Source organism: Pseudomonas sp. P1.8 (assembly GCF_001269805.1).
In the GTDB taxonomy this organism is placed as follows: Bacteria; Pseudomonadota; Gammaproteobacteria; order Pseudomonadales; family Pseudomonadaceae; genus Aquipseudomonas.
Genome location: NZ_LHVM01000004.1, coordinates 62,552 through 86,877 on the forward strand (window position 1 = coordinate 62,552; position 24,326 = coordinate 86,877).

Sequence of the window (24,326 nt, forward strand, 5' to 3'; positions counted from 1 at the left end):
AGTTTGCCCGAGAGTTGGATCGCTGTCAGGCGATTGGGCCGCGCGGATAGCGTTTGAGCTTTTCGATCAGCTCATTGCCCGGGATCGGACGGTCGAACAGATAACCCTGGCCGACGTCGCAGCGGTGACGGCGCAGGAACGACAACTGTTCAGCAGTTTCGACGCCTTCAGCCACGACCTTGAGCTTCAGGTTGTGGGCCATGGCGATCACCGCGGAGGTGATTTCCATGTCGTCCTGGTTGTCCGGGATTTCGTGGATGAAGCTTCTATCAATCTTGATGATGTCGATGGGGAATTTTTTCAAGTAGCTGAGCGACGAGTAACCGGTGCCAAAGTCGTCCATGGCCAGCGTCAGGCCCAGGCGCTTCAACTGATCGAGCTGCAAGTGCGTGTCTTCGGTGGCCTCCAGCAGCAGGCCTTCGGTCAGCTCCAACTCCAGCAGGTGAGCGGGCAGGGCTTCTTCCTTGAGGATGTTGGCGATAGATGCCACCAGATCCGGGTCGGAGAACTGCTTGGGCGACAGGTTGATTGCCACCTGCAAGTTGCCCAGGCCGGCAGCGGCCAGGGCTTTGCTCATGCGGCAGGCCTGACGGGCGATCCATTTGCCGATCGGAATGATCAGGCCGGTTTCTTCGGCCACGCTGATGAACTGGTCCGGGCGGATCATGCCTTTTTCCGGATGGTCCCAGCGCAGCAGCGCTTCCATCCCCAACAGGCGACCGCTGCGCAGGCACAGCTTGGGTTGGTAAAACACGTCGAGTTCGTTTTGGGTCAGAGCGCGGCGCAGATTGTTTTCGACGAACAACTTGTAGCTCGCCTCGGCGTTCAACGCTTCGGTGAACACCTGCACCTGATGTTTGCCGTTGGCCTTGGCTTTATGCAACGCCAAGCCGGCATTGCGCATCAATGTTTGCGGGTCGCGCCCGTGCAGCGGGGCGCAGGCCAGGCCGACGGAGCCGGTGACGCTGATCAACTGGTTGTCGACGAACATCGGCTTGTCGAGGGTCGCCAGCAATTGGTTGGCCACTTGCTGGCCCACTGAAAGATCGCTGTTATCGAGCAATACGGCGAATTCGTTACTGGCAAAGCGCGCCAGGCTGCCGCTGGGGATCAAGCTGTTGCGCAGGCGTCGGGCCAGGCTGATCAGCAGTTTGTCGCCGGTCTGGTGGCCGAGGCTGTCGTTGATCCGCTTGAAGTTGTCGATGTCCACCAGCAACAGGCTGATCGGCGCATCGCTGTCCCGGGCAAAGCGTTCATCGAGGTTGCGGATAAACGCCGGACGATTGCCGAGGTTGGTCAGGTTATCGGTGTAGGCCAGGCGCTCGATGCGTTGCTGAGCGAGCTTGGTTTGCGTGATGTCTTCGTAGATGCCGATGTAATGGGTCAGTTCGCGGTTGTCGCCGTAGACCTTGGAGATCGACAACTGGCCCCAGTAGGGTTCGAGGTTCTTGCGGCGGCTTTTGAATTCGCCTTGCCAGCTGTTGCTCTTGGCCAGCGCTGAAGGCGCATCGAACAGCAATTCACTGAGATTTTCCAGGGCCGGTAGTTCTGACAGCCGCTGACCGTGGACTTCTTCGGTGCTGTACTGGGTGATCGCGGTGAAGCTCGGGTTGACGTACTCGACAACGCCATCGCAATTGACCAGCAGAAAGGCGTTGGCGCTTTGCTCGACCGCTCGCTGGAACAGGTGCAAGGCGCTGGTCGCGGTGCGTCGATTGTGGTTGCTGATGACCTGGGCAAACTGATCCGCCAGTTCGCCGGCAAAGGCGATTTCATCGGACTGCCAGGCGCGGGTCGCACCGGTCTGTTCCAGGCACAGCACGCCCACCACTTGGCCGTCGACGCGAATACTGGCGTCGAGCATCGCATTGACGTCGCGCGGGCGCAGGCGTTCGGCCATTTCCCGGGTGCGCGGGTCGCGCATGGCGTTGTGCGCGTCGATGGCGCGACCGGTGTGCAAGGCGTCTAGGTAGTCGGGGAACACGCTGATATCGATCGACTCCGGCAGCACATATTCCTGAGTCGTGCGGTGATAGGCCGAGATCGGCACCAGCTGCGAGCCTTCGAGGTGCCACAGGCTGGCGCAATCGATTTCGTAGATGTCACAGGCGCTGCGGGTGATCAGTTCGGCGGCTTCTTGCAGGGATTTGTTACTGGTATAGCGTTGGCGGGTCAGCAACAGGATGAGATCCTGCTGGGCGCGCGCACGATCCAGGTGCAGCAGTTGCTCCTGTTGCGTCCGTTGATTGAGCTCAAGGGCGATTTGCAGGCGCGAGTTCTGGGTTTCAAGGTCCAGGGCAGGTTGCAGGGGGGAATCTTCGAACACCCCGTCGATGACCAGCAGGTAGCCACGCAACAAATGTCGATTGTGTTGTTTAAAGGCTTCGCCCATTTCCAGCAAGTTCAGGGAGCCGGAGGCGGTGTGCAGGGTGTAGCGGATCAGATAATGCGTGCCTTCGCTCAGTTGATGCTGGACCGCGTCATGTAACTGATAGCGTGCTTCGGGTTCCATCAGGCTGGCGTAGGGCGAGCCGACCAGCGCACAAAGCTCCATGGCCGGCAGACCGAACTGGCGCTCGCAATTGGGGTCGAGAAACAGCAGCGCCCAGCTCGGTTCATTAAGCCGTTCGAAACGCAGCATGCCGAGCCGCGAGGGCACAGGCAACTGCGTCACTACCTCGGCCACCATACGGCTGGCGGCATCGGGTTGGCTTTTCATGGAGGGAAACTCGCTTCGAAATTGCTGAACGCGCCGGGCTCTCGCCCTCTTTACTGTTGCCAGCGGCAAGGTTGCATCATTGCAGCACCGACTGACAAGAGTGATGGAGGCCAAGTGCTATAAGAATATGTCGGCAGGCGAAAAGATTTCTGCAGTTTGCGGCAAAAGTATTGCTATTGATCAGGTCGAAGCCTTGGCGCCGTATCGAAAGCTGCGATTTTTTGCCATTAACGCAAATCAATGTCTGTCGATTGCAGTAATTTGCCCTCCTGATCGTGGTAATTGACCTGAATGCGTTCTGCATCGATGACCAGGTGTGCGAAGTTATCCTGACTGATGACTTTGCCCGTCAATTCTTGCCGATATTCGCCTGCGTCGTTCCGTACCAGCGGTTGGTCGAGGATAAAGCTGGATCGACGGGCGTGGGGCAGCAGTCTGGAGTTGCACAATGGCGACGACACGATGGTGTGTACCTCGAAGTCCGGGTCTTCGCTGTGGGTCAGTCGACTGGTCAGGGAGCCGTGGACGTCACCGGAAACGAAAATGACATTTTTCAGCCGGTGCGAACGAATGGTTTCAAGCAACCGCAGCCGTTGTCCGGGAAAGCCGGCCCAGGCGTCATCTCCATCTTGTTTGGCGTCAGGAAAGAACATCACGCTGGTTACTATCATCTTGACCCGAGCAGGGCTGCTGATCAGCCATTGGCACAAGGCATTTTCCTGCTCCACATCAAGGATGCGTCGATCACCGGCGGACAGATTACGTCGGGAACGACTATCGGTGACGAACCATTCGATATCGCCATCGGTGAATTGGTACCAATAGTGCTTCGGATTTCGGCTGATTCGGCCATCGTGAAGTATTTCAAATGCCGGGCTGTGACTGGCTTGATATAACTCGTAAGCGGTGATGGCGTTTGTATATAGAATGTTATCGCTTGGCCTTTTATTTTTCGGCCAGTTGTCTTCGATTTCATGATCGTCGAGGATCATGTAAGTCGATACATTGGCCATTAATCGGGAGATATTCGGCTGGGAGAAAGCTGCACGGTATTTTGCCAGGATTTGCTGAAACTCTCGGTCGGGCGCGAAAAAATTCAAGTCATCGACATAGATCTGATCGCCAGTCATCAACATCGCGCTGACCGGCGGCTCGGCTTGCTGTGCCATTCGTGTAATCGAGGCAAATATCCGGTCGCCCAGATGTGGCGCCGAGGGGATGCCGGCGGTCATACGCAAGTAACGACATGAGCCGACGAAATAGGCTCGAGGTGTGCCGGCCGAGCCAGACCGGGTGCGCAGGCGATAAAGTTCCTGCGGCCATTGCAGCGGCAATTCGTGCACCGATTTTACTGTGTGCTCGACATTCGTGGTGTTGAACCAGCCGGCTTGATACTCATAGTCGGTATCGTGACCAAGACCGCGGATTACAATGACATCAGACATATCTCGCGTCGCATCAAGTTTGGCGAATATCCCTTTTGACCATCTCTCCTCGCCGCGTACGCGGTAACGAATGCCTGCAAACGTCAATGCACTTTCATGTAACTTGCCACGCAGAAAAACTCGTGCCTCGTCAGTAGTTATGTGGCCAAGAATTGGGCCGACGGTGGGTTTTAGCATGTTCGCGTCCATTCGATTTCAACGAAATAAATAAAAGGTGTTTTTGGGTGTTCAATAACTTTGAAACTAGGATTACTTATTGGACATGAAAAAATACCTGGTCGAAATGGATTCGACTTGTAGCCCATATCAGCCACAAATGTAGGAACATACTTTTAATCGTTAAATTTCAGGCAAAAAAAGCCCCGCCAAATTGGCAGGGTTGAGGTACGAGCGTGGCGCTCGGAAACTTGAAATGCGAGCGGCCCTCCTGTGAAGGAGGGCCGCTCGGTATTACAGAAGCATGGTGCGGATATCGCCCAGCAGATCGCTCAGGCGCTTGGTGAAGCGTGCAGCAGCGGCGCCGTTGATCACACGGTGATCGTAGGACAGCGACAGCGGCAGCATCAGTTTCGGCTGGAAGGCTTTGCCGTCCCAGACTGGCTGGATGGTTGCCTTGGAAACACCGAGGATCGCCACTTCCGGCGCGTTGACGATCGGCGTGAAGCCGGTGCCGCCAATGTGGCCGAGGCTGGAAATGGTGAAGCAAGCACCTTGCATCTCGTCGGAGGAGAGCTTCTTGGTCCGGGCTTTTTCAGCCAGGGAAGCAGCTTCGGCGGCCAGTTGCAGCAGGCTCTTCTGATCGACGTTCTTGATGACTGGTACCAGCAGGCCATCCGGGGTGTCGACGGCGAAGCCGATGTTCACGTATTTCTTGCGGATGATCGCTTTGCCGCTTGGCGCCAGCGAACTGTTGAAGTCCGGCAGTTCCTTGAGCAGGTGCGCACAGGTCTTGAGCAGCAACGGCAGGATGGTCAGCTTGACGCCGGCCTTCTCTGCAACGGCTTTCTGGGCAACACGGAACGCTTCGAGTTCGGTGATATCCGCCGAGTCGAATTGTGTCACGTGCGGCACGTTCAGCCAGCTGCGGTGCAGGTTGGCGGCGCCGACCTGCATCAGGCGGGTCATCGGCACTTCTTCGATTTCACCGAAGCGGCTGAAGTCTACGACCGGAATCGGCGGGATGCCCGCGCCACCGGTTGCGCCAGCAGCAGCGGCTGGTGCTTCCTTGGCCTTCTGCATCATGGCTTTGACGTAGACCTGCACGTCTTCCTTCAGGATGCGACCGTGCGGACCGCTGGCGCCAACGGCACTCAGCTCGACGCCGAATTCACGGGCCAGTTGACGCACGGCAGGGCCGGCGTGAACTTTTGCACCAGGCTTGGCTGGCGCGGCGACCGGGGCAGCAGGTGCAGCGGCGGCCGGAGCAGCCGCGGCTGGAGTCGGTGCGCTTGGAGCGGCAGCGGCAGGTGCCGGAGCAGCAGCCGGCGCAGCGCCTTTGACTTTCAGCTTGAGGATCAGGTCGCCGGTACCGACTTCGTCATCGAGCTTGATGGAAACACTTTCCACCACGCCAGCGGCTGGCGATGGGATTTCCATGCTCGCCTTGTCGGATTCCAGGGTGATCAGCGACTGGTCGGCGGCAACGGTGTCGCCAGCCTTGACCAGTACTTCGATGATCTTGGCCTTACCCGCCGAACCGATGTCCGGCACGTGGATGTCCTGAACGCTGTCAGCCACCGGAGCAGCCGGAGCTGCTGCAGGAGCAGGCGCAGCGGCGGCAGCTGGAGCGGCAGCCTGGGCCGGAGCAGCAGTCGGTGCCGCAGCACCCGCAACTTCCAGGTCCAGAATCAGGTCGCCGGTGCCGACTTCGTCGTTGAGCTTGACGTTGATGGCCTTGACCACGCCAGCGGCGGGCGACGGGATTTCCATGCTCGCCTTGTCGGACTCCAGGGTGATCAGCGACTGATCAGCCGCGACAGTGTCGCCGACCTTGACCTGGATCTCGATGATCTGGGCCTTGCCCGACGAACCGATGTCCGGCACGTGCACTTGCTGAACGCTGGCGGCAGCCGGCGCAGCAGCAGCAGGAGCAGCGGCGGCAGGCGCAGCAGCCGGTTGGGCTTCAGCCTTGGCCGCTGGGGCAGCCGCAGGGGCCGCAGCAGCGGCACCTTCGACTTCCAGCTCAAGCAGCTCGTCGCCTTCTTTCAGGCGATCGCCCAGCTTCACTTTCAGGCTCTTGATGATACCGGCCTTCGGCGCAGGCACTTCCATGCTCGCCTTGTCCGATTCAAGCGTCAGGATGCTCTGGTCGGCTTCGATACGGTCGCCGACCTTCACAAACAGTTCAATTACTTCACCTTCACCGCTGCCGATGTCAGGTACGCGAATGAGTTCGCTCACAGAATCTCTCCTCAGCAGTCCAGTGGGTTGCGTTTTTCCGGGTTGATACCGAACTTGGTGATGGCTTCAGCCACAACCTTGGGTTCGATGTCACCACGGTCAGCCAATGCTTCCAGGGCTGCCAACACCACGAAATGACGGTCGACTTCGAAGAAATGACGCAGTTTCTTGCGGCTGTCGCTGCGGCCGAAACCGTCGGTGCCCAGGACTTTGAATTCCTTGACCGGTACCCACTGACGGATCTGCTCGGCGAACAGTTTCATGTAGTCGGTAGACGCGATGACCGGACCTTTACGGCCGTTCAGGCACTCTTCGACGTAGCTCAGTTTAGGCTTCTGGCCCGGGTGCAGACGGTTGGTGCGCTCAACGGCCAGGCCGTCGCGACGCAGTTCGTTGAAGCTGGTAACGCTCCACACGTCAGCACCAACGTTGAACTCTTCACGCAGGATCTTCGCTGCTTCACGGACTTCACGCAGGATGGTGCCGGAGCCCATCAGCTGAACGTGGTGCGCCGCTTCGCGGTTGTCTTCCTCGAGCAGGTACATGCCTTTCTTGATGCCTTCTTCGGCACCGGCCGGCATGGCTGGCTGCTGGTAGGACTCGTTCATCACGGTGATGTAGTAGAAGACGTCCTGTTGCTCTTCGGTCATCTTCTTCATGCCGTCCTGAATGATCACCGCCAGCTCGTAGCCGTAGGTTGGATCGTAGGTGCGGCAGTTCGGGATGGTCGAGGCCAGCAGGTGGCTGTGACCGTCTTCGTGTTGCAGGCCTTCACCGTTCAGGGTGGTACGGCCGGCGGTGCCGCCGATCAGGAAACCACGGGTACGGCTGTCGCCAGCGGCCCAGGCCAGGTCGCCGATACGCTGGAAACCGAACATCGAGTAGAAGATGTAGAACGGCAGCATCGGCTGGTTGTGGCTGGAGTACGAAGTACCGGCGGCGATGAAGGAGCTCATGGCGCCCGCTTCGTTGATGCCTTCTTCGAGGATCTGGCCCTTCTGGTCTTCCTTGTAGAACATCACCTGGTCTTTATCGACTGGCTCGTAGAGCTGACCGACGGACGAGTAGATGCCCAACTGACGGAACATGCCTTCCATACCGAAGGTACGGGCTTCGTCCGGGATGATCGGAACGATGCGCGGACCGATTTCCTTGTCCTTGACCAGTTGCGCGAGGATGCGCACAAACGCCATGGTGGTGGAGATTTCACGGTCGCCCGAGCCGTCCAGGATCGCCTTGAGGGTGTCCAGTGGCGGGGTCGGAATGTTGAAGCTTTGCGCGCGGCGCTGTGGCACGAAACCGCCCAGTGCGGAACGGCGCTCGCTCAGGTAACGGGCTTCGGCGCTGCCTTCTTCCGGTTTGAAGAACGGCAGATTTTCGAGTTCGTCGTCTTTGACCGGGATGTCGAAACGATCGCGGAACAACTTCAGGCTTTCGACATCGACCTTCTTGGTGTTGTGCGCAGTGTTTTTCGCTTCGCCGGCACCGGTGCCATAACCTTTGATGGTCTTGGCCAGGATGACGGTCGGTTGTTCTTTGTGGTTGACCGCTTCGTGGTACGCCGCATAGACCTTGTACGGGTCGTGGCCACCACGGTTGAGTTTCCAGATCTCGTCGTCGGACAGGTCTTCAACCATGGCCTTGAGTTCAGGCGTGTTGAAGAAGTGTTCACGTACGAACGCGCCGTCTTTGGCTTTGTAGTTCTGGTACTCGCCGTCGATGACTTCGTCCATGCGACGTTGCAGGATGCCGTCGACGTCCTTGGCAAGCAGTGGGTCCCAGAAACGGCCCCAGATGACTTTGGTCACGTTCCACTGAGCGCCGCGGAACACGCCTTCGAGTTCCTGGATGATCTTGCCGTTGCCGCGAACCGGGCCGTCGAGGCGCTGCAGGTTGCAGTTGATGACGAAGATCAGGTTGTCCAGCTTCTCGCGGCCGGCCAGGGAGATCGCACCCAGGGATTCCGGCTCGTCGCACTCGCCGTCGCCCAGGAAGCACCAGACTTTCTGTTTGCCCGGCTGGATGAAACCGCGGTGTTCCAGGTACTTCATGAAGCGTGCCTGGTAGATCGCCTGGATCGGGCCCAGACCCATCGATACGGTCGGGAACTGCCAGAAGTCAGGCATCAGCCAAGGGTGCGGATAGGACGACAGGCCTTGACCGTCTACTTCCTGGCGGAAGTTGTTCATCTGGTCTTCGGTGATGCGGCCTTCCATGAATGCGCGGGCGTAAACGCCTGGCGAGGTGTGGCCCTGGAAGTAGATCAGGTCACCGCCGTGTTCGTCGGTCGGGGCCTGGAAGAAATAGTTGAAGCCGATGTCATACAGGGTCGCACTGGAAGCGAAGCTGGAGATGTGACCGCCGAGGTCGGAATCTTTCAGGTTCGTACGCATTACCATGGCCATCGCATTCCAGCGTACCAGCGAGCGAATGCGGCGTTCCATGAACAGGTCGCCAGGCATGCGTGCTTCGTGGGTTACCGGGATGGTGTTGCGGTAAGGCGTGGTGATGGCGTAAGGCAACTGCGAACCGCTGCGGGTCGCGAGTTCACCCATACGGGTCATCAGATAGTGAGCACGGTCTTCGCCTTCTTTGTCGAGAACCGATTCCAGGGCGTCCAGCCATTCCTGGGTTTCGACGGGATCGAGGTCTTGCATGGCTTGCTCCAGGGCGGAAAGGCTACCAGAATCGGTTGCCTGAGTTAGCGACTGGCCTTGTGGGCAGACGTTTTGAATTCTTGGATTGCCGACAGGTTGTTCCGGCGGCGTGTAGTTTTACTACAAATCTTCCGGCATTTCAGCCTTGGTAATGTATATACGAGTAGTAAAACTACAGATGAGCGGCTTGTGGCCCCCGGCTGCGTTGTGAGAATAATCGTTAAGGTTGGTCTTTTTCCAACTCGAATAGGTGAAAGCTTGATGCTGGCTGCCAAAATAATAGAAATTTCAGCTATTTCTAACTTTTGTTCGACACTCCTTCAGGTAGTGGGTTTTCGAAATCCACTACATGCAGCCCGATGCACGCCGATCAAGGATAGACCATGAGCCTCCCTTCGCTTGCCGAACTGCCCGGCATTCTCCTGCCGTTTGTCACCCGTGCCGAACAGTCGTTTCGCGCTGCCGTCGCCGCGCTCGATGATGACCATGGATTGTCCGCCTGGACGCCGGAGCGCTGGGCGCAATTTGCCCGAGTGACGGCCGCCAGTGACTTCGTCACTGAGCAGAGCGTGCGCGATCCCTTGATGCTGCTGATGCTGGTTCAGTCTGGCGAACTGGATCGCAGTTTTGCCCCCGGCGAATTGTGCGCACAGATTGCCGCCGCCGCGGGCATCGCCGAGACCGATGACCAGCTCGGCCGTGCGTTGCGGCGCCAGCGTGCGCGCCATCAAGTGCGGATCATCTGGCGCGATCTGACCCGTCAGGCCGACCTCGTGCAGACCTGCCGCGACCTGTCGGATATGGCTGACGCGAGCATCGATCAGGCCTATCAATGGTTGTACTCACGTCATTGTCAGCAGTTCGGCGTGCCGACCGGCCGGCGCAGCGGCGAACCGCAGCAGATGGTTGTCCTCGGCATGGGCAAGCTCGGTGCGGTGGAGCTGAATCTGTCGTCGGACATCGATTTGATTTTTGCCTACCCTGAGGGCGGCGAAACCGTTGGCGTAAAGCGTCCACTGGATAACCAGGAATTCTTCATCCGTCTCGGCCAGCGTCTGATCAAGGCGCTGGACCCGATGACCGTCGACGGTTTTGTCTTCCGCGTCGACATGCGTTTGCGTCCCTATGGCTCGTCGGGTGCGTTGGTGCTGAGCTTCAACGCGCTGGAGCAGTATTACCAGGACCAGGGGCGCGACTGGGAGCGCTACGCGATGATCAAGTCGCGGGTGGTGGCCGGCGACCAGGTGGCCGGCGCGCAACTGCAAGAGATGCTGCGACCCTTCGTTTATCGTCGTTACCTGGACTTCTCGGCCATCGAAGCGTTGCGCACCATGAAGCAGCTGATCCAGCAGGAGGTGCGGCGCAAAGGCATGGCCGACAACATCAAGCTGGGTTCCGGCGGCATCCGTGAAGTGGAGTTCATCGCCCAGGCGTTCCAGCTGATTCACGGCGGCCGCGACTTGAGTCTGCAGCAGCGTCCTCTATTAAAAGTCCTGAGCACGCTGGAAGGTCAGGGCTATCTGCCGCCGGCGGTCATCAGCGAGCTGCGCGAAGGCTATGAATTCCTGCGTTACACCGAACACGCGATTCAGGCGATCGCCGACCGCCAGACCCAAATGCTGCCGGACGTTGCCCAGGATCAGGCGCGTATCGCGTTCATGCTCGGTTTCCCCGACTGGGAAGCCTTCCACGAACAACTGATGTTCTGGCGTGGTCGCGTGGCCTGGCACTTCGCTCAGGTGATCGCCGATCCCGACGAGGAGGAAGGCGCCGAAAGCGAAGTGGTGGTTGGCGGAGAATGGTTGCCGTTGTGGGAAGAAGCCCAGGATGAAGAGGCCGCTTGCCGTCAGCTGGAAGAGGGCGGTTTCGCCGATGCTCCGAAGGCGCTTAAGGCGTTGGCCAGTCTGCGCGGCAGTCCGCAATTGCGAGCCATGCAGCGACTGGGGCGCGAGCGTCTCGATGCCTTTATTCCACGCTTGCTTGCACAGGCTGTGGAGCACGCCAACCCGGATCTGGTGTTGGAGCGGGTGCTGCCACTGGTAGAGGCCGTAGCGCGCCGCTCCGCGTATCTGGTGCTGCTGACCGAGAACCCCGGTGCGTTGCGACGCTTGCTGACCTTGTGCGCCGCAAGCCCGTGGATCGCCGAGCAGATCACCCGCTTCCCGCTGTTGCTCGACGAGTTGCTCAACGAAGGCCGATTGTTCAAGCCACCCTTGGCGCCGGAACTGGCCGCCGAATTGCGCGAGCGTTTGACGCGCATTCCCGAAGACGACCTCGAACAGCAAATGGAAGCCCTGCGTCATTTCAAGTTGGCGCATCGCCTGCGGGTCGCCGCTTCGGAAATCGCCGGCAGCCTGCCGCTGATGAAAGTCAGCGATTACCTGACCTGGCTCGCCGAAGCGATCCTCGAACAAGTGCTGGCCCTGGCCTGGCGGCAAACGGTGGCCAAATACGGTTCGCCACTGCGCCCCGACGGGACCGTGTGCGATCCGGGCTTCATCATTGTCGGTTATGGGAAAGTCGGCGGCCTGGAACTCGGCCATGGCTCGGACCTGGATCTGGTGTTCATCCACGATGGTGATCCGCAGGCGGAAACCGACGGCCCCAAACCTATTGATGGCGCACAATTCTTCACCCGTCTGGGGCAACGCATCATCCACTTGCTGACGGCGCAGACCAACTCCGGCCAGTTGTATGAAGTGGACATGCGCCTGCGACCGTCCGGGGCCTCGGGTTTGCTGGTCAGTTCGTTGGGGGCTTTTGCCCGCTATCAAGAAAATGAAGCCTGGACCTGGGAGCATCAGGCATTGGTGCGCGCGCGAGTGTTGGTGGGCAGTCAGGATGTCGGCCAGGCTTTTGAAAAAGTCCGTGCCGCGATCCTGGGCAAAGCCCGTGACTTGCCGACCCTGCGCCAGGAGGTCAGCGAGATGCGCGCCAAGATGCGCGAGAACCTCGGCAGCAAGGGTACCGCCGCCGGAACCGGGCCGAACGCCTTCGAGGCCGCAGCGCCCTTTGACCTCAAGCAGGACGCCGGAGGTATCGTCGATATTGAATTTATGGTGCAATACGCGACCCTGGCGTGGTCGCAAACGCACCCGCCATTGCTGCGCTGGACCGATAACATCCGCATTCTGGAAGAGCTGGAGCACGAAGGGTTGATGCCCGTCGAAGATGCCAGCCTGCTGCGTGAGGCCTATAAAGCTTACCGCTCTGCCGCGCACCGGCAGGCGTTGCAGAAGGATGCCGGGGTCATACCGGGCGATCAGTTCGCGGACGAAAGGCGTCAGGTCATGCGGATCTGGCGTGAGCTGGGGCTAAGCTGAAACGGGATATTTGATACGCCACTATCCCCTGTAGGAGCGAGCTTGCTCGCGATGTTCGTTAACGATAACGCGGCGAGCCTGACGCCCCGCGACGTTCTCAGGTGCATCGCGAGTATGCTCGCTCCTACAGGAGTAGATCGGCAGTGTTGCGCAGATCGAGTTGCACCCATACCCATGTAGGAGCGGGCTTGCTCGCGATAGCGGAGTGACAGTCGACAGCAATGTTGAAGGTGATGACCCATCGCAAGCCGCCATGCTTCCACAGAGATTCTCGAGGCGGGGAGGCGTAGGCCTCCCCGGTTCGTTTATGGAAACCACATGAAAATTCTGATCGTTGGGCCCAGTTGGGTCGGTGACATGGTGATGGCGCAGACACTGTTTCAGTGTCTCAAACAACGCCACCCGCAGTGCGAAATCGACGTGCTGGCCCCCGAGTGGAGCCGGCCGATTCTTGAGCGCATGCCCGAAGTTCGCCAGGCCTTGAGCTTCCCGCTCGGTCACGGCGCACTGGAGTTGGCGACCCGTCGGCGCATCGGCAAATCCCTGGCTGGGCAATACGACCAGGCAATCCTGTTGCCCAACTCCCTGAAGTCGGCTCTGGTGCCGTTCTTTGCTGGCATCCCGAAACGCACCGGCTGGCGTGGCGAGTTTCGCTACGGGCTGCTTAATGATGTGCGCACGCTGGACAAAGACCGTTATCCGCTGATGATCGAGCGCTTCATGGCGCTCGCGTACGAGCCGGGCGTCGACTTGCTGCAACCGTACCCGCGCCCGATGTTGCAGATCGATCCGGTCACCCGTGAAGCGGCACTGGCCAAGTTCGGCCTGGTTCTTGATCGTCCGGTGTTGGCGCTGTGCCCCGGTGCCGAGTTCGGCGAATCCAAGCGCTGGCCGTCGGAGCATTACGCGAAAGTGGCTGAAGCGAAAATCCGCGAGGGCTGGCAAGTCTGGCTGTTCGGTTCGAAAAACGACCATGCCGTGGGCGAAGACATCCGCGCTCGGCTGATTCCCGGTCTGCGTGAAGAGTCGGTCAACCTCAGCGGCGGCACCTCGCTGGCCGAAGCCATCGATCTGCTGTCCTGCGCCGATTCGGTGGTGTCCAACGACTCCGGCCTGATGCACGTCGCTGCTGCGCTGAATCGCCCATTGGTGGCGGTTTACGGCTCGACGTCGCCCGGCTTCACGCCGCCTTTGGCCGAGCACGTCGAGATCGTGCGTCTGGGCATCGAATGCAGCCCTTGCTTTGATCGCACCTGCCGTTTTGGCCATTACAACTGCTTGCGCCAGCTCATGCCGCAAGTGGTGAACGATGCTTTGCAGCGGTTGCAGGGCACTGTGGTCGAGGTCAAATAGTTTGCGCGTTCTGTTGATCAAGACTTCATCGCTGGGCGACGTGATTCACGCGTTACCGGCGCTGACCGACGCGGCGCGGGCAATTCCCGGCATCCAGTTCGACTGGGTGGTGGAAGAGGGCTTCGCCGAAATCCCGACCTGGCACCCGGCCGTGGGCAAGGTGATTCCGGTGGCGATCCGTCGCTGGCGTAAAAACATCTGGCAAACCATCAAGAGTGGTGAGTGGAAGCGATTCAAGCAAAGCGTTCGCTCCACGAAATACGATCTGGTGATCGACGCCCAAGGCCTGTTGAAAAGTGCTTGGTTGACCCGTTACGTCAAGGCGCCGGTGGCCGGACTGGACAAGCGCTCGGCGCGCGAACCGATCGCCGCGCGTTTTTACGATCGGCGCCTGGCAGTTGCCCGTGGTCAGCACGCTGTGGAGCGGGTTCGTCAGTTGTTCGCCATCGCGCTGGGCTATGACTTGCCCAAAGGTCTGGGTGACTACGGTCTGAATGTCGAGCGCATGGTGGAGTTGCCGCGCAAGAATCCCTACGTGCTGTTTTTGCATGGCACCACCTGGGACACTAAGCACTGGCCCGAAGCCTACTGGCGCGAACTGACCGAGCGCGTAGGTTATCTCGGTGTAGGCGTGAAATTGCCTTGGGGCAATCCGCTGGAGAAAGCCCGTGCCGAGCGCATTGCGTCGGGTTTCAAACACGCCGAAGTCCTGCCGAAGCTGAACCTGGCCGGTGTCGGCAAGGTGCTGGCCGGTGCGCAGGCCTGTGTCGCGGTGGATACCGGTCTTGGCCATTTGGCGGCCGCGCTGGATGTGCCGACGCTATCGTTGTTCGGCCCGACCAACCCGGGGCTGACCGGCGCCTACGGCAAATCGCAGATTCACTTGGCCAGCGACTTCCCCTGTGCGCCGTGCCTGCAAAAGAAATGTACGTATCAACCGACGGCCGAAGATGCCCGTCAGTTTGACCTGAAACGCGAGTGGCCCCTGTGCTTCACGCGCCTGAATCCCGAGCGTGTCGCCAGCCGTCTGAGCACGTTGTTACTGGCTGAGGAGCTGCGTTGATGCAATTGGCATTTGTTCTGTACAAATACTTTCCGTTTGGCGGTTTGCAGCGCGATTTCATGCGCATCGCTCTGGAGTGCCAGAAGCGCGGTCATCAGATTCGCGTCTACACGCTGATCTGGGAAGGCGACGTGCCGCCGGGCTTTGAAGTGCTGGTGGCGCCGGTCAAGGCGTTCTTCAATCATCGGCGCAATGAAAAACTCAGCGAGTGGATGGAGGCGGACCTGGCCAAGCGTCCGGTCGACCGCCTGATCGGCTTCAACAAGATGCCGGGCCTGGACGTCTACTACGCCGCCGACGGCTGTTTCGAAGACAAAGCGCAGAACCTGCGTAACTCGCTGTACCGTCGCTGGGGCCGCTATCGCCATTTCGCCGAGTACGAGCGGGCCGTGTTCGCCAAGGACGCCAAAACCGAGGTCTTGATGATCTCCGAAGTTCAGCAGCCACTGTTCATCAAGCATTACGACACACCGCTGGAGCGCTTCCATCTCTTGCCGCCGGGTATCGCCCAGGACCGTCGCCGACCGACGGATGCCGATGAGATTCGCGCCGGATTCCGTGCCGAATTCAACCTCAAGGACGATGAGCTGTTGCTGGTGCAGATCGGCTCCGGGTTCAAGACCAAGGGCGTGGATCGCAGCCTAAAGGCGTTGGCCGCATTGCCAGCTGACCTGAAGAAACGCACCCGCCTGTTTGTAATCGGCCAGGACGACCCCAAGTTATTCCAGATGCAGAGTGCGACACTGGGGCTTGGCGATAACGTGACGTTCCTTAAAGGGCGCAGCGATATCCCGCGTTTCCTGTTGGGTGCCGACCTGTTGATACATCCGGCGTACAACGAAAATACCGGTACCGTTCTGCTTGAAGCCCTGGTCGCCGGGTTGCCGGTGCTGGTGAGCGCGGTCTGCGGTTATGCGCATTACATTGCCGAGGCTGACGCTGGCCTTGTGCTGGATGAGCCTTTCGAACAGGCACAACTGACGCAGTACCTGACCGGCATGTTGAACGACGCTCAAGCAAGGGCGGCCTGGAGCCGAAACGGTCTGGCCTTCGCCGAGACGGCCGACCTCTACAGCATGCCGCAGCACGCGGCCGATGTGATTCTGGCGGAGCACGCTAAATGAAGTTGATGCTGGCTGAACCGTTCAAGAGCCTCTGGGCCGGACGTGACCCGTTCGCCGAAGTCGAGGGTTTGCAGGGCGAAGTGTACCGTGAGCTTGAAGCACGCCGTACCCTGCGCACCGAGGTGAACGGCCACGGGTTTTTCGTGAAGATCCACCGTGGCATCGGCTGGGGTGAAATCTTCAAGAACCTGCTCACCGCCAAACTGCCGGTGCTCGGCGCGGGTCAGGAGTGGAAGGCCATTCAACGCCTGCACGAAGCCGGCGTGCCGACCATGACCGCCGTCGCTTACGGCGAAAAGGGCAGCAATCCGGCCGACCAGCATTCATTTATCGTCACCGAAGAACTGGCGCCAACCGTCAGTCTCGAAGATTTCAGTATCAACTGGCTCAAGCAACCGCCGGAGCCAAGGCTCAAGCGTGCGCTGATCGCCGAAGTCGCGCGCATGACGGGCATGATGCACCGTGCTGGCGTCAATCACCGCGACTGCTACATCTGCCATTTCCTGCTGCACACCGACAAACCGGTGACCTTTGATGACTTCAAACTGTCGGTGATCGACCTGCATCGCGCCCAGACCCGCCCGGCGATCACCCAGCGCTGGCGCAACAAGGATCTGGCGGCACTGTACTTTTCCGCGCTGGACATCGGTCTGACCCGGCGCGACAAGCTGCGCTTCCTCAAGGGCTATTTCCAGCGGCCTCTGCGGCAGATTCTGGGCGAGGAGGCCGGGTTGCTGAACTGGCTCGAAGGCAAGGCCAACAAACTTTACGACCGAAAACAGCGATACGGAGATGCGCTCTGATGTCGGGTTGGAGACTGGAGCCGGCTTACAGTGATCTGGCAGAGGACTTCGGCAGCCTGGAGGCCGTGTTCTCGCTCCAGGGCGAGCGGCTGACTCGAGATCCGCTGTCCGAGGTCATCCGCGTGCGGCGCAATGGCGTCAATTACTACGTCAAACGCTATGTCGGCGCCGGCAAGGGGTTGCGTCGCTATATCGGTAAACCCCGAGTGAAGATGGAGTGGCAAAATCTCAAGCGCTTCGCCAAGTGGGGAATTCCCACTGCCGAAGTAGTGGCGTGGGGGCTCGAACGACGCGGAGCGGCGTACGATCGCGGTGCGATGATCACCCGCGAGTTGCCCAATACCGAAGACTTGTCGGCATTAGCCGAACGCCACGACCCGAAACTGGCGGATCGCGCCTGGGTAGATAGCGTCAGTCGCCAGTTGGCCCAGTACACCCGAACCATGCACGACCACCGCTTCACCCATAACGATCTGAAGTGGCGCAACCTGCTGATCGACGATCAGGCTCAGCTGTTCCTGATCGATTGCCCCAACGGTGATTTCTGGCGCGGGTTCTGGCTCAAGTACCGCATTACCAAGGATCTGGCATGCCTGGACAAGGTTGCCAAGTATCAACTGTCGGCCACGCAGCGCCTGCGCTTCTACCTGCAATACCGCAATCGGACCCGGCTCAATGCGGCCGATAAAAAACGCATCCGGCATGTGGTGAGATTTTTCGAGGGACGCGAATGACTGATTTCCTGGCGGCTGAAGATCGTGCGCTGCTCGAGCGACATGGTCTCGGCACGTTCGATGCCCTCTGGGCCAAGCAGCTCGAGGCGGTGGATGAACCCAACACCGGTCGGGGAGGCTGGAGCAGCGTGTTTCGGCTGGATCTGGAAGGTCAGGGCTTTTACCTGAAACGCCAGAGCAATTACATGACCCGCACGTTGCGCGCGCCGTTCGGCGAGCCGAGCTTTGCCCACGAATTTCGAAACATCGTGCGCTATCAGAAGTTGGGCATTCCGGCGCTGCAAGCGGCGTTCTACGGCGTGCGAAAGATCGATGGAGAGGTCCGCGCGATCCTGTTGACCCGAGCCCTGGATGGCTGGGACGATCTGGATTCGCTGTTGCAGCGCTGGTCGCAGCTGAGCCCGCAGCAGCACTCGCAAATCCTCAAGGCCTGCGGTGAACTGGCGCGGCAACTGCACGCCAAGCGTCAGGTGCATGGTTGCTTCTACCCCAAGCACATCTTTCTGAGAGCGACCGCAAAAGGCTATCAGGGTCAATTGATCGATCTGGAAAAGACCCGGCCGTTGCTTTACGGGCAGCGTGACCGGGTCAAGGACCTGGAGCCTTTGACACGCCGCGCCCCCGAGTGGGACGTGTCGCAATTGCGTGAATTGCTCGCCGCTTATCTGGATCAAGGTCAGGAAAGCTCTCTGATCGACAGCTGGTTACAGCGTCTTACGGCGCGCCGTAGTCACAAGGGGCCGCGTTGATGCGCTTGTCTGAACTGAAATCCGCTGGCCGTAGTCCAGACTTGCCACTGAATGTGACACTTGCTGACGCCGCTGGCCCTGCCGATCTGCAACTACTGAGCCTGTTGCGGGTATTGCCGGGGCAGCGCTACGTCGGTGCCGGTGTCTGGCGTGGCCGACCGGTGCTGGCCAAGTTGCTGGTCGGCCATAAGGCGGCACGACATTTTCAGCGGGAGCTGGACGGTGTGCGCTTGCTCGCCGCTCAAGGACTGACCACGCCGCAACTGCTGGCCGATGGCCTGAAGGACGGCGAGGGTGGCTGGCTGTTGTTTGAGTTTCTGGAGCGCGCCGAAAGCCTGGGCGATACCTGGAAACAGGTTGAGCAACAGCCTGAATTGTCCGATGGGCAAGGAGCGGTGCTGGCTGAGGCCTTGGGCGCAATCGGTCAAATGCATCGCAGGGGCCTGTGGCAGGAAGACTTGCACCTGGACAATCTGTTGCGCCAGGGCGGTCGTCTGTACTTGATCGATGGTGCCGGAATCTGCTCGGAAACACCGGGCAAACCGCTTTCGCGACAGAAAGTCCTGGAAAACCTCGGGGTGTTTTTCGCTCAGCTGCCCACATCGCTGGATCCGTTCATCGAAGAGTTGCTGGTGTATTACCTGCTCAGCAACGGCGAGCATGCCCTGCCCATGGAGGCGCTGCAAAAGCAGATCGACAAAGTCCGCCAATGGCGCCTCAAGGATTATCTGATCAAGGTTGGCCGTGAGTGCTCGTTGTTCAGTGTGCAGCGCGGTGCGTTCGGTTTGCGGGCGATTCGTCGTGAGGAAGAGGCGGCCATGTTGCCGGTGCTTGAGCAGGCCGACGCGTTGCTTGATCAGGGACACCTCTACAAAACCGGCGGCGCGGCGAGTGTCGGCAAGGTTGAGGTGAATGGCCGCACTTTGGTGATCAAACGCTACAACATCAAGGGGTTTGCCCACTGGCTCAAGCGTTTCTGGCGCCCGAGTCGCGCCTGGCATTCCTGGCGCGAAGGCAATCGTCTGGCGTTCCTCGGCATTGCCACGCCCAAGCCGCTGGCGTTGCTGGAAAAGCGTTTTCTGTGGTTGCGCAGCCGGGCTTACCTGGTCACCGAGTATTTGCCGGGGCCCGACATCATCGAGAGGTTTGCGCCCTATGTTGAGAGAGGCGATGCGCCGGAGTCCGAGCTGGTCGCGCTGGATCATCTGTTTGCCGAGCTGATTCGTCTGCGTATCAGCCATGGCGACTTCAAGGGGCATAACCTGTTCTGGCACGAGGATCGCTGGGCGCTGATCGATCTTGATTCAATGTGTCAGCACGGCACTGTAGGCAGCTTTGCCCCCGCCTATTTGCGCGATCGTGCGCGGTTCATGCGCAACTGGGCCGAGAGCAGTGCGCTGTATCAGAAAATCGATCAACGTCTGCCCAAAGACGTTTCGAGCGCTATTTAAACTCTTTCGCGAGCTGAATCGCTCCCACAAAGGATCCGGGTCGAGCGCACAATTTGTGTTCGCATCGGATCGCATAGGGGTGCGAGGTTGCTCGCGAGGGCGTCGCAATTGCCAACCGATAAAGCAGACAAACTCTGATGAATCGTCCTACGCGATCCTGGGACGCCATGAACTGTGGCTGACATCGCCCCGATGCTAGTTTGTCTGACATTCTCGGGGGGCAAGATGTTGGCGATGAAAAAAGCTGTGACGCTGGGCGTTTTTTCATGGGTTTTGACCGGCTGCGGCACCGTCATGAGCGTCTTGCAGAGCGATGCCGACGTTGCTCAGGATTTGCGCAGGCAAAAAACCTACTGCCAGGCCATTCCGCGGGTTTATAGCGGGCTGGCCTATGATTTCTGCATGTTGAATGGGCCACCCCAGCCCGGTGGAATCATGGCGCCAGCCTTGTTGCTGGATCTTCCACTATCTGGCGTGTTTGACACGATTTCGCTGCCATATACGATTTACCGTCAGTTTGCGGATGGTCATATCGGCATTTACTGGCGCACCGGTGGTAGTTGAGCCGCCAGGAGATGTTTCTGCAGGGCGATTACCCTGGGGCAATTCGCAAAGGGTCATTCCCTCCACGTTTACGCTATAATCCCGCCCTTTAGCTGTCTCTCGCCCCTTGCGAGGGCACATTAATTTTTGAGGCGCTTGCGCCTGCACGCAGACTAAAGAGGCTAGACCCCTGTGGCATTGACGATTCTTGGCCTGTCCGGCGCCCTTAGCCATGATCCTTCCGCAGCCCTGTATATCGACGGCAAGCTGGTCGCGGCCGCTGAAGAAGAGCGCTTCGTACGCGATAAACATGCAAAGAACCGCATGCCCTACGAATCGGCAAAATTCTGCCTGGAGCAGGCCGGTATCAAACCTTCCGACGTTGACGTGGTAGCGATTCCATTCGCCCCGATCAGCTTGTTCGGCAAGGCCCGCTGGCAGTACGCCAAGCGTTACTGGTACGCCCCGGACCGTGCACTCGACGCGATCCTGATGGGCAACCGTCGCTACAAGCGCTATCGCAACAAGATCGTCTGGTGCCTGGAGCAACTGGGTTTTGATCCGAAGAAAATCAAGATCGAGCCGGTCGAACACCACCTGGCCCACGCCTCCAGCGCTTATCACTGCTCCGGTTTCAAAGAGAAAACCGCGATCCTGGGCATCGACGGCAAGGGCGAGTACGCCACGACCTTCTTCGGTTATGGCGAAAACGGAAAGATCCACAAGATCAAGGAATTCTTCGATCCGGACTCCCTCGGCGGCCTGTATGGCGCGATTACCGAGTTTCTCGGTTTCGATATGCTCGATGGTGAGTTCAAGGTCATGGGCATGGCGCCGTACGGCGACGCCAGCAAATACGATTTCTCGCGCCTGGCTTCGTTCGAAAACGGCGAGCTGGTGATCAACACCGACTACGCCAACGTCATCGGCCTGCGTCGCTACAAAGAGAAAGGCAAGGGCTACTACTTCTCGCCGAAGCTGATCGAGTGGCTGGGTCCCAAGCGCGAAGGCGATATCGCCGATGAACCTTACATCCACTACGCCGCGAGCATTCAAGCGCTGTTCGAAAAAATATCGCTGCAGATGATCGACCACTACCTGGGCGACGTGCTCAAGGAAACCGGCAAACTGGCCTACGCCGGTGGCTGTGCGTTGAACGTCAAGCTCAACCAGAAAATCATTGCCCGCGACGACGTCAAAGAACTGTTTGTGCAGCCTGCATCCGGCGATGCCGGTACCGCAGTCGGCGCCGCCGCCTATGTGTCCCACGCCCGTGGCGTCCCGGTCGAGAAGATGGAACACGTCTACCTCGGCCCGTCGTACAGCAACGAAGACGTGATCGCAGCCTGCGCCCGTCATGTCGACAAGCCGAACTGGCGCAAGCTCGACAACATGCCCGAGCAGATCGCCAAAATCATGGTCGATGGCAACCCGGTGGCCTGGTTCCAGGGCCGCATGGAGTTCGGTCCGCGTGCACTGGGCGGTCGTTCGATCATCGGTTGCCCGAGCATTGCGGGCGTGGCTGACCGCATCAATCACCAGATCAAGTTCCGCGAGCGCTGGAGGCCTTTCTGCCCGTCGATGCTCGACACCGTGGCACCGCAGATGATCAAGATCGATCACCCGGCCCCGTTCATGACGTTCACCTTCGAAGTGGCGGAAGAGTGGAAAACCCGCGTGCCGGAAGTCGTCCACGAAGACGGTACCTCCCGCGCCCAGGTGCTCAAGCGCGAATACAACCCGCGTTACTACGACATGATGAAAGCGCTGGAAGTGCTGACCGGTAACGGCGTGTCGCTGAACACCTCGCTCAATCGTCGTGGCGAACCAATGATCTGCTCGCCGACGGACGCGTTGAACATGTTCTTCGGTTCCGATCTACAGTATTTGATCATGGAAGACATTCTGGTGGTTAAAGAGGGCGCAAACGCCTATGACACGCTCGGCTGAACGCCATGTGTTGCAGTTCTGTCACGGCTACGACGGCCCGTTTCTGGACTGCGCCCGGCAGTACGCCAGCCTGTTCGCGGGGACCGGCTATCGCGTGACCACGGTGTTTCTCACCGGGGTCGCCGATGCCGAAGTCGCTGCGGGGTGCGCCTCTGATGAAGTGCTGTTCATGGAGTACAGCTCCAAGGCCATTCGAGGCCTGAAGCTGGGTGCCATCGGCGATCTGCGTAAAATCGCCGCTTCGCGCAATTTCAGTTTCTGCATCGCTCATCGCTTCAAACCTGTTTACATCGCCTTGCTTGGCACATCGTTGCCGGTGATAGGCGTGCACCACGCTTTTGACGATTACAAGCGTGGCAGCCGCAAGCTGTTCGCGAATTTCTTTCGCAAGCGCCTGAGCTTGCTCGGCGTCTCCGATGCCGTGCGCGATGATATGCGCAGCTGCCTGCCGAAATGGCCGGCGTCGCGGATTCGTACGCTCTACAACCGGATCGATGTGGATACTTTGCAGGCAACCCAGGTGTTGGGCGCCGAAGCGCGGGAAACTCTCGGCCTGGCGGCGGACGCCTGGATTGTCGGCAACGTCGGGCGCCTGCATCCGGACAAGGATCAGGCCACGTTGCTGGACGGTTTTGCCAAAGCCCTGCCGGGCTTGCCAGCCAACAGCCAACTGGTGATCCTCGGTTCCGGGCGGTTGGAGGAAGATCTCAAGGCGCAGGCCCGTGAGCTCGGGATTGGTGATCGAGTGCTGTTTCTTGGTCAGGTCCCCGAGGCACGTCGCTATTTTCGTGCCTTCGATGTGTTTGCCCTGAGTTCCGATCACGAGCCGTTCGGCATGGTGCTGTTGGAGGCAATGTCTGCCGGAGTGCCATTGCTTGCAACCGCATGTGGTGGCGCGAAGGAAGTGGTTGAAGGCGTGGGCATTCTGTTCCCGCTGGGCGATGCCGAGCATTTGGCTCAAGGCCTGCAACATCTGGCTGCAATGGACGAGCAACAACATCGCCAATGCGCCGAGTTGATGCTTGAGCGCCTGTACGAGCGATTCTCCGACCGCGCGGTACGCGACGCTTTCTGGCACTTGCCGCATGTTACCGAACTGGCACAGAGGGGCTGATGCTCAACCGATTTCAAGGCTGGCGTGAACGTGGCTGGGCGGTAGTCGACGCCTCGGTTTATACCCAAACCTGGCAGCGTTATGGCGGCAGTGTTGCGACCCACCCCATGGTGGTCGAGCGTTTGGCAAAACTGGCCGACATCCCGGTTCGCTACCTCGCCTGGATGCAGGATGGCGACGTCAAGGCGGCCATTCCAACCTGGGGACGCGATCTGGCCTTGTCCAAGGACGTGCTCAAGCGCCGCGGCAAGAAAGGTCTGTTCGATCTGGGGAATGCAGAGATCATTCTGCCCGCCGCGGCTGATGCTCAGGTGCCTTTGCGCCATCGCGGGCGCTATTTGTCGGCCCTGAACGAGGGCCGTTTCACCGGCATCAAGTTGCAGGCCGAGCAGTTGGCGATGGCCCGCACGCCCGAAGAACTGTCGAAGAAGTTTCGCTACAACCAGCGCCGTGAATTGCGATTGCTGGAAGAGGCGGGCGGCGTGGTGCGCCCGGTTTCTGAGTTTTCCAGCAGTGAACTGGGGGCGATCTATTGCGATCTGTTCCAGCGCCGTTGGGGCTTTCCAGCGACAGGTGCTGAACGCATGGCCGAGGTCATCGAGTTGTTGCGTGAGTTGCTGATCGGTTCGGTGATCTTTCTCAACGATGCGCCGATCGCGATTCAGCTGGTGTACCGCGTCGAGACGCCGCAGTGGATCAGTGTCGAGTACATCAATGGCGGCGTTGATCCTGAAACCCGCGAGTTCAGTCCCGGTAGCGTGTTGAGTTTTCTCAATACCCAAAGCGCCTGGGAACATGCCCGCGCGCAGGACAAGCCGTTGCGTTTTTCTTTCGGTCGTGCCGATCGTGAATACAAGGATCGCTGGTGCAACCCCGTACCGGTCTTCACCGTATGAGC

The 24,326-nt window shown here is 59.4% G+C and carries 16 protein-coding genes; 12 read left to right on the forward strand and 4 right to left on the reverse strand.

The features are described 5' to 3' along the window. Positions 1-25: 25 nt before the first annotated feature. The 4 genes from AD668_RS01310 to aceE all read right to left on the reverse strand — a co-directional run bounded on the left by AD668_RS01310 (position 26) and on the right by aceE (position 9,221). Positions 26-2,719 (reverse strand): bifunctional diguanylate cyclase/phosphodiesterase, encoded by a 2,694-nt coding sequence (locus tag AD668_RS01310; RefSeq protein WP_053153527.1) that lies wholly within the window; start codon positions 2,717-2,719, stop codon positions 26-28. A gap of 227 nt (positions 2,720-2,946) precedes the next feature. Beyond that, positions 2,947-4,341, reverse strand: a complete 1,395-nt coding sequence (locus AD668_RS01315) for an alkaline phosphatase D family protein (protein ID WP_053153530.1) — start codon at positions 4,339-4,341, stop codon at positions 2,947-2,949. A 273-nt stretch (positions 4,342-4,614) separates the two neighbouring features. Then, the gene (gene aceF, locus AD668_RS01320) at positions 4,615-6,564 is read right to left on the reverse strand and encodes a dihydrolipoyllysine-residue acetyltransferase (RefSeq protein ID WP_053153533.1); all 1,950 of its coding nucleotides are present in this window, start codon (positions 6,562-6,564) and stop codon (positions 4,615-4,617) included. Positions 6,565-6,575: 11 nt separating this feature from the next. Next, positions 6,576-9,221: a pyruvate dehydrogenase (acetyl-transferring), homodimeric type gene (gene aceE / locus AD668_RS01325; protein WP_053153536.1), complete on the reverse strand. Its 2,646-nt coding sequence runs from the start codon at positions 9,219-9,221 to the stop codon at positions 6,576-6,578. 383 nt (positions 9,222-9,604) lie between these two features. Between aceE and glnE the strand changes: the two genes are divergently transcribed. The 12 genes from glnE (at position 9,605) to AD668_RS01385 (ending at position 24,324) form a co-directional block, all read left to right on the forward strand. Continuing rightward, positions 9,605-12,544, forward strand: coding sequence for a bifunctional [glutamate--ammonia ligase]-adenylyl-L-tyrosine phosphorylase/[glutamate--ammonia-ligase] adenylyltransferase (gene glnE, locus AD668_RS01330; RefSeq protein ID WP_053153539.1), 2,940 nt, complete (start codon positions 9,605-9,607; stop codon positions 12,542-12,544). Positions 12,545-12,862: 318 nt separating this feature from the next. After that, positions 12,863-13,897, forward strand: coding sequence for a lipopolysaccharide heptosyltransferase II (waaF, locus tag AD668_RS01335; RefSeq protein ID WP_053153542.1), 1,035 nt, complete (start codon positions 12,863-12,865; stop codon positions 13,895-13,897). Between the two features lies 1 nt (position 13,898). Beyond that, the gene (waaC, locus tag AD668_RS01340; protein ID WP_053153544.1) at positions 13,899-14,960 is read left to right on the forward strand and encodes a lipopolysaccharide heptosyltransferase I; all 1,062 of its coding nucleotides are present in this window, start codon (positions 13,899-13,901) and stop codon (positions 14,958-14,960) included. Further along, positions 14,960-16,084, forward strand: a complete 1,125-nt coding sequence (locus AD668_RS01345; protein WP_053153548.1) for a glycosyltransferase family 4 protein — start codon at positions 14,960-14,962, stop codon at positions 16,082-16,084. The genes waaC and AD668_RS01345 overlap by 1 nt, the downstream gene beginning before the upstream one ends. Beyond that, complete coding sequence (gene rfaP, locus AD668_RS01350; RefSeq protein WP_053153552.1) at positions 16,081-16,887, forward strand: lipopolysaccharide core heptose(I) kinase RfaP; 807 nt, start codon at positions 16,081-16,083, stop codon at positions 16,885-16,887. Before AD668_RS01345 ends, rfaP begins: the two co-directional genes overlap by 4 nt. After that, entirely contained in the window at positions 16,887-17,621 is a 735-nt protein-coding gene (locus AD668_RS01355; protein ID WP_053153555.1) for a lipopolysaccharide kinase InaA family protein, read from the forward strand. Before rfaP ends, AD668_RS01355 begins: the two co-directional genes overlap by 1 nt. Next, the gene (locus tag AD668_RS01360) at positions 17,618-18,370 is read left to right on the forward strand and encodes a lipopolysaccharide kinase InaA family protein (RefSeq protein WP_053153558.1); all 753 of its coding nucleotides are present in this window, start codon (positions 17,618-17,620) and stop codon (positions 18,368-18,370) included. Before AD668_RS01355 ends, AD668_RS01360 begins: the two co-directional genes overlap by 4 nt. Next, positions 18,370-19,821 (forward strand): lipopolysaccharide kinase InaA family protein, encoded by a 1,452-nt coding sequence (locus AD668_RS01365; RefSeq protein WP_053153561.1) that lies wholly within the window; start codon positions 18,370-18,372, stop codon positions 19,819-19,821. Before AD668_RS01360 ends, AD668_RS01365 begins: the two co-directional genes overlap by 1 nt. A gap of 234 nt (positions 19,822-20,055) precedes the next feature. After that, the gene (locus AD668_RS01370; protein WP_371259746.1) at positions 20,056-20,385 is read left to right on the forward strand and encodes a YceK/YidQ family lipoprotein; all 330 of its coding nucleotides are present in this window, start codon (positions 20,056-20,058) and stop codon (positions 20,383-20,385) included. A gap of 171 nt (positions 20,386-20,556) precedes the next feature. After that, on the forward strand, positions 20,557-22,314 hold the full coding sequence (locus AD668_RS01375; RefSeq protein ID WP_053153564.1) for a carbamoyltransferase: 1,758 nt from the start codon (positions 20,557-20,559) through the stop codon (positions 22,312-22,314). Further along, a complete protein-coding gene (locus AD668_RS01380) occupies positions 22,298-23,428 on the forward strand; it encodes a glycosyltransferase (RefSeq protein ID WP_053153567.1) in 1,131 nt (376 codons plus the stop codon). Before AD668_RS01375 ends, AD668_RS01380 begins: the two co-directional genes overlap by 17 nt. Then, positions 23,428-24,324, forward strand: a complete 897-nt coding sequence (locus AD668_RS01385) for an antimicrobial resistance protein Mig-14 (RefSeq protein ID WP_053153570.1) — start codon at positions 23,428-23,430, stop codon at positions 24,322-24,324. Before AD668_RS01380 ends, AD668_RS01385 begins: the two co-directional genes overlap by 1 nt. Positions 24,325-24,326: the final 2 nt, after the last annotated feature.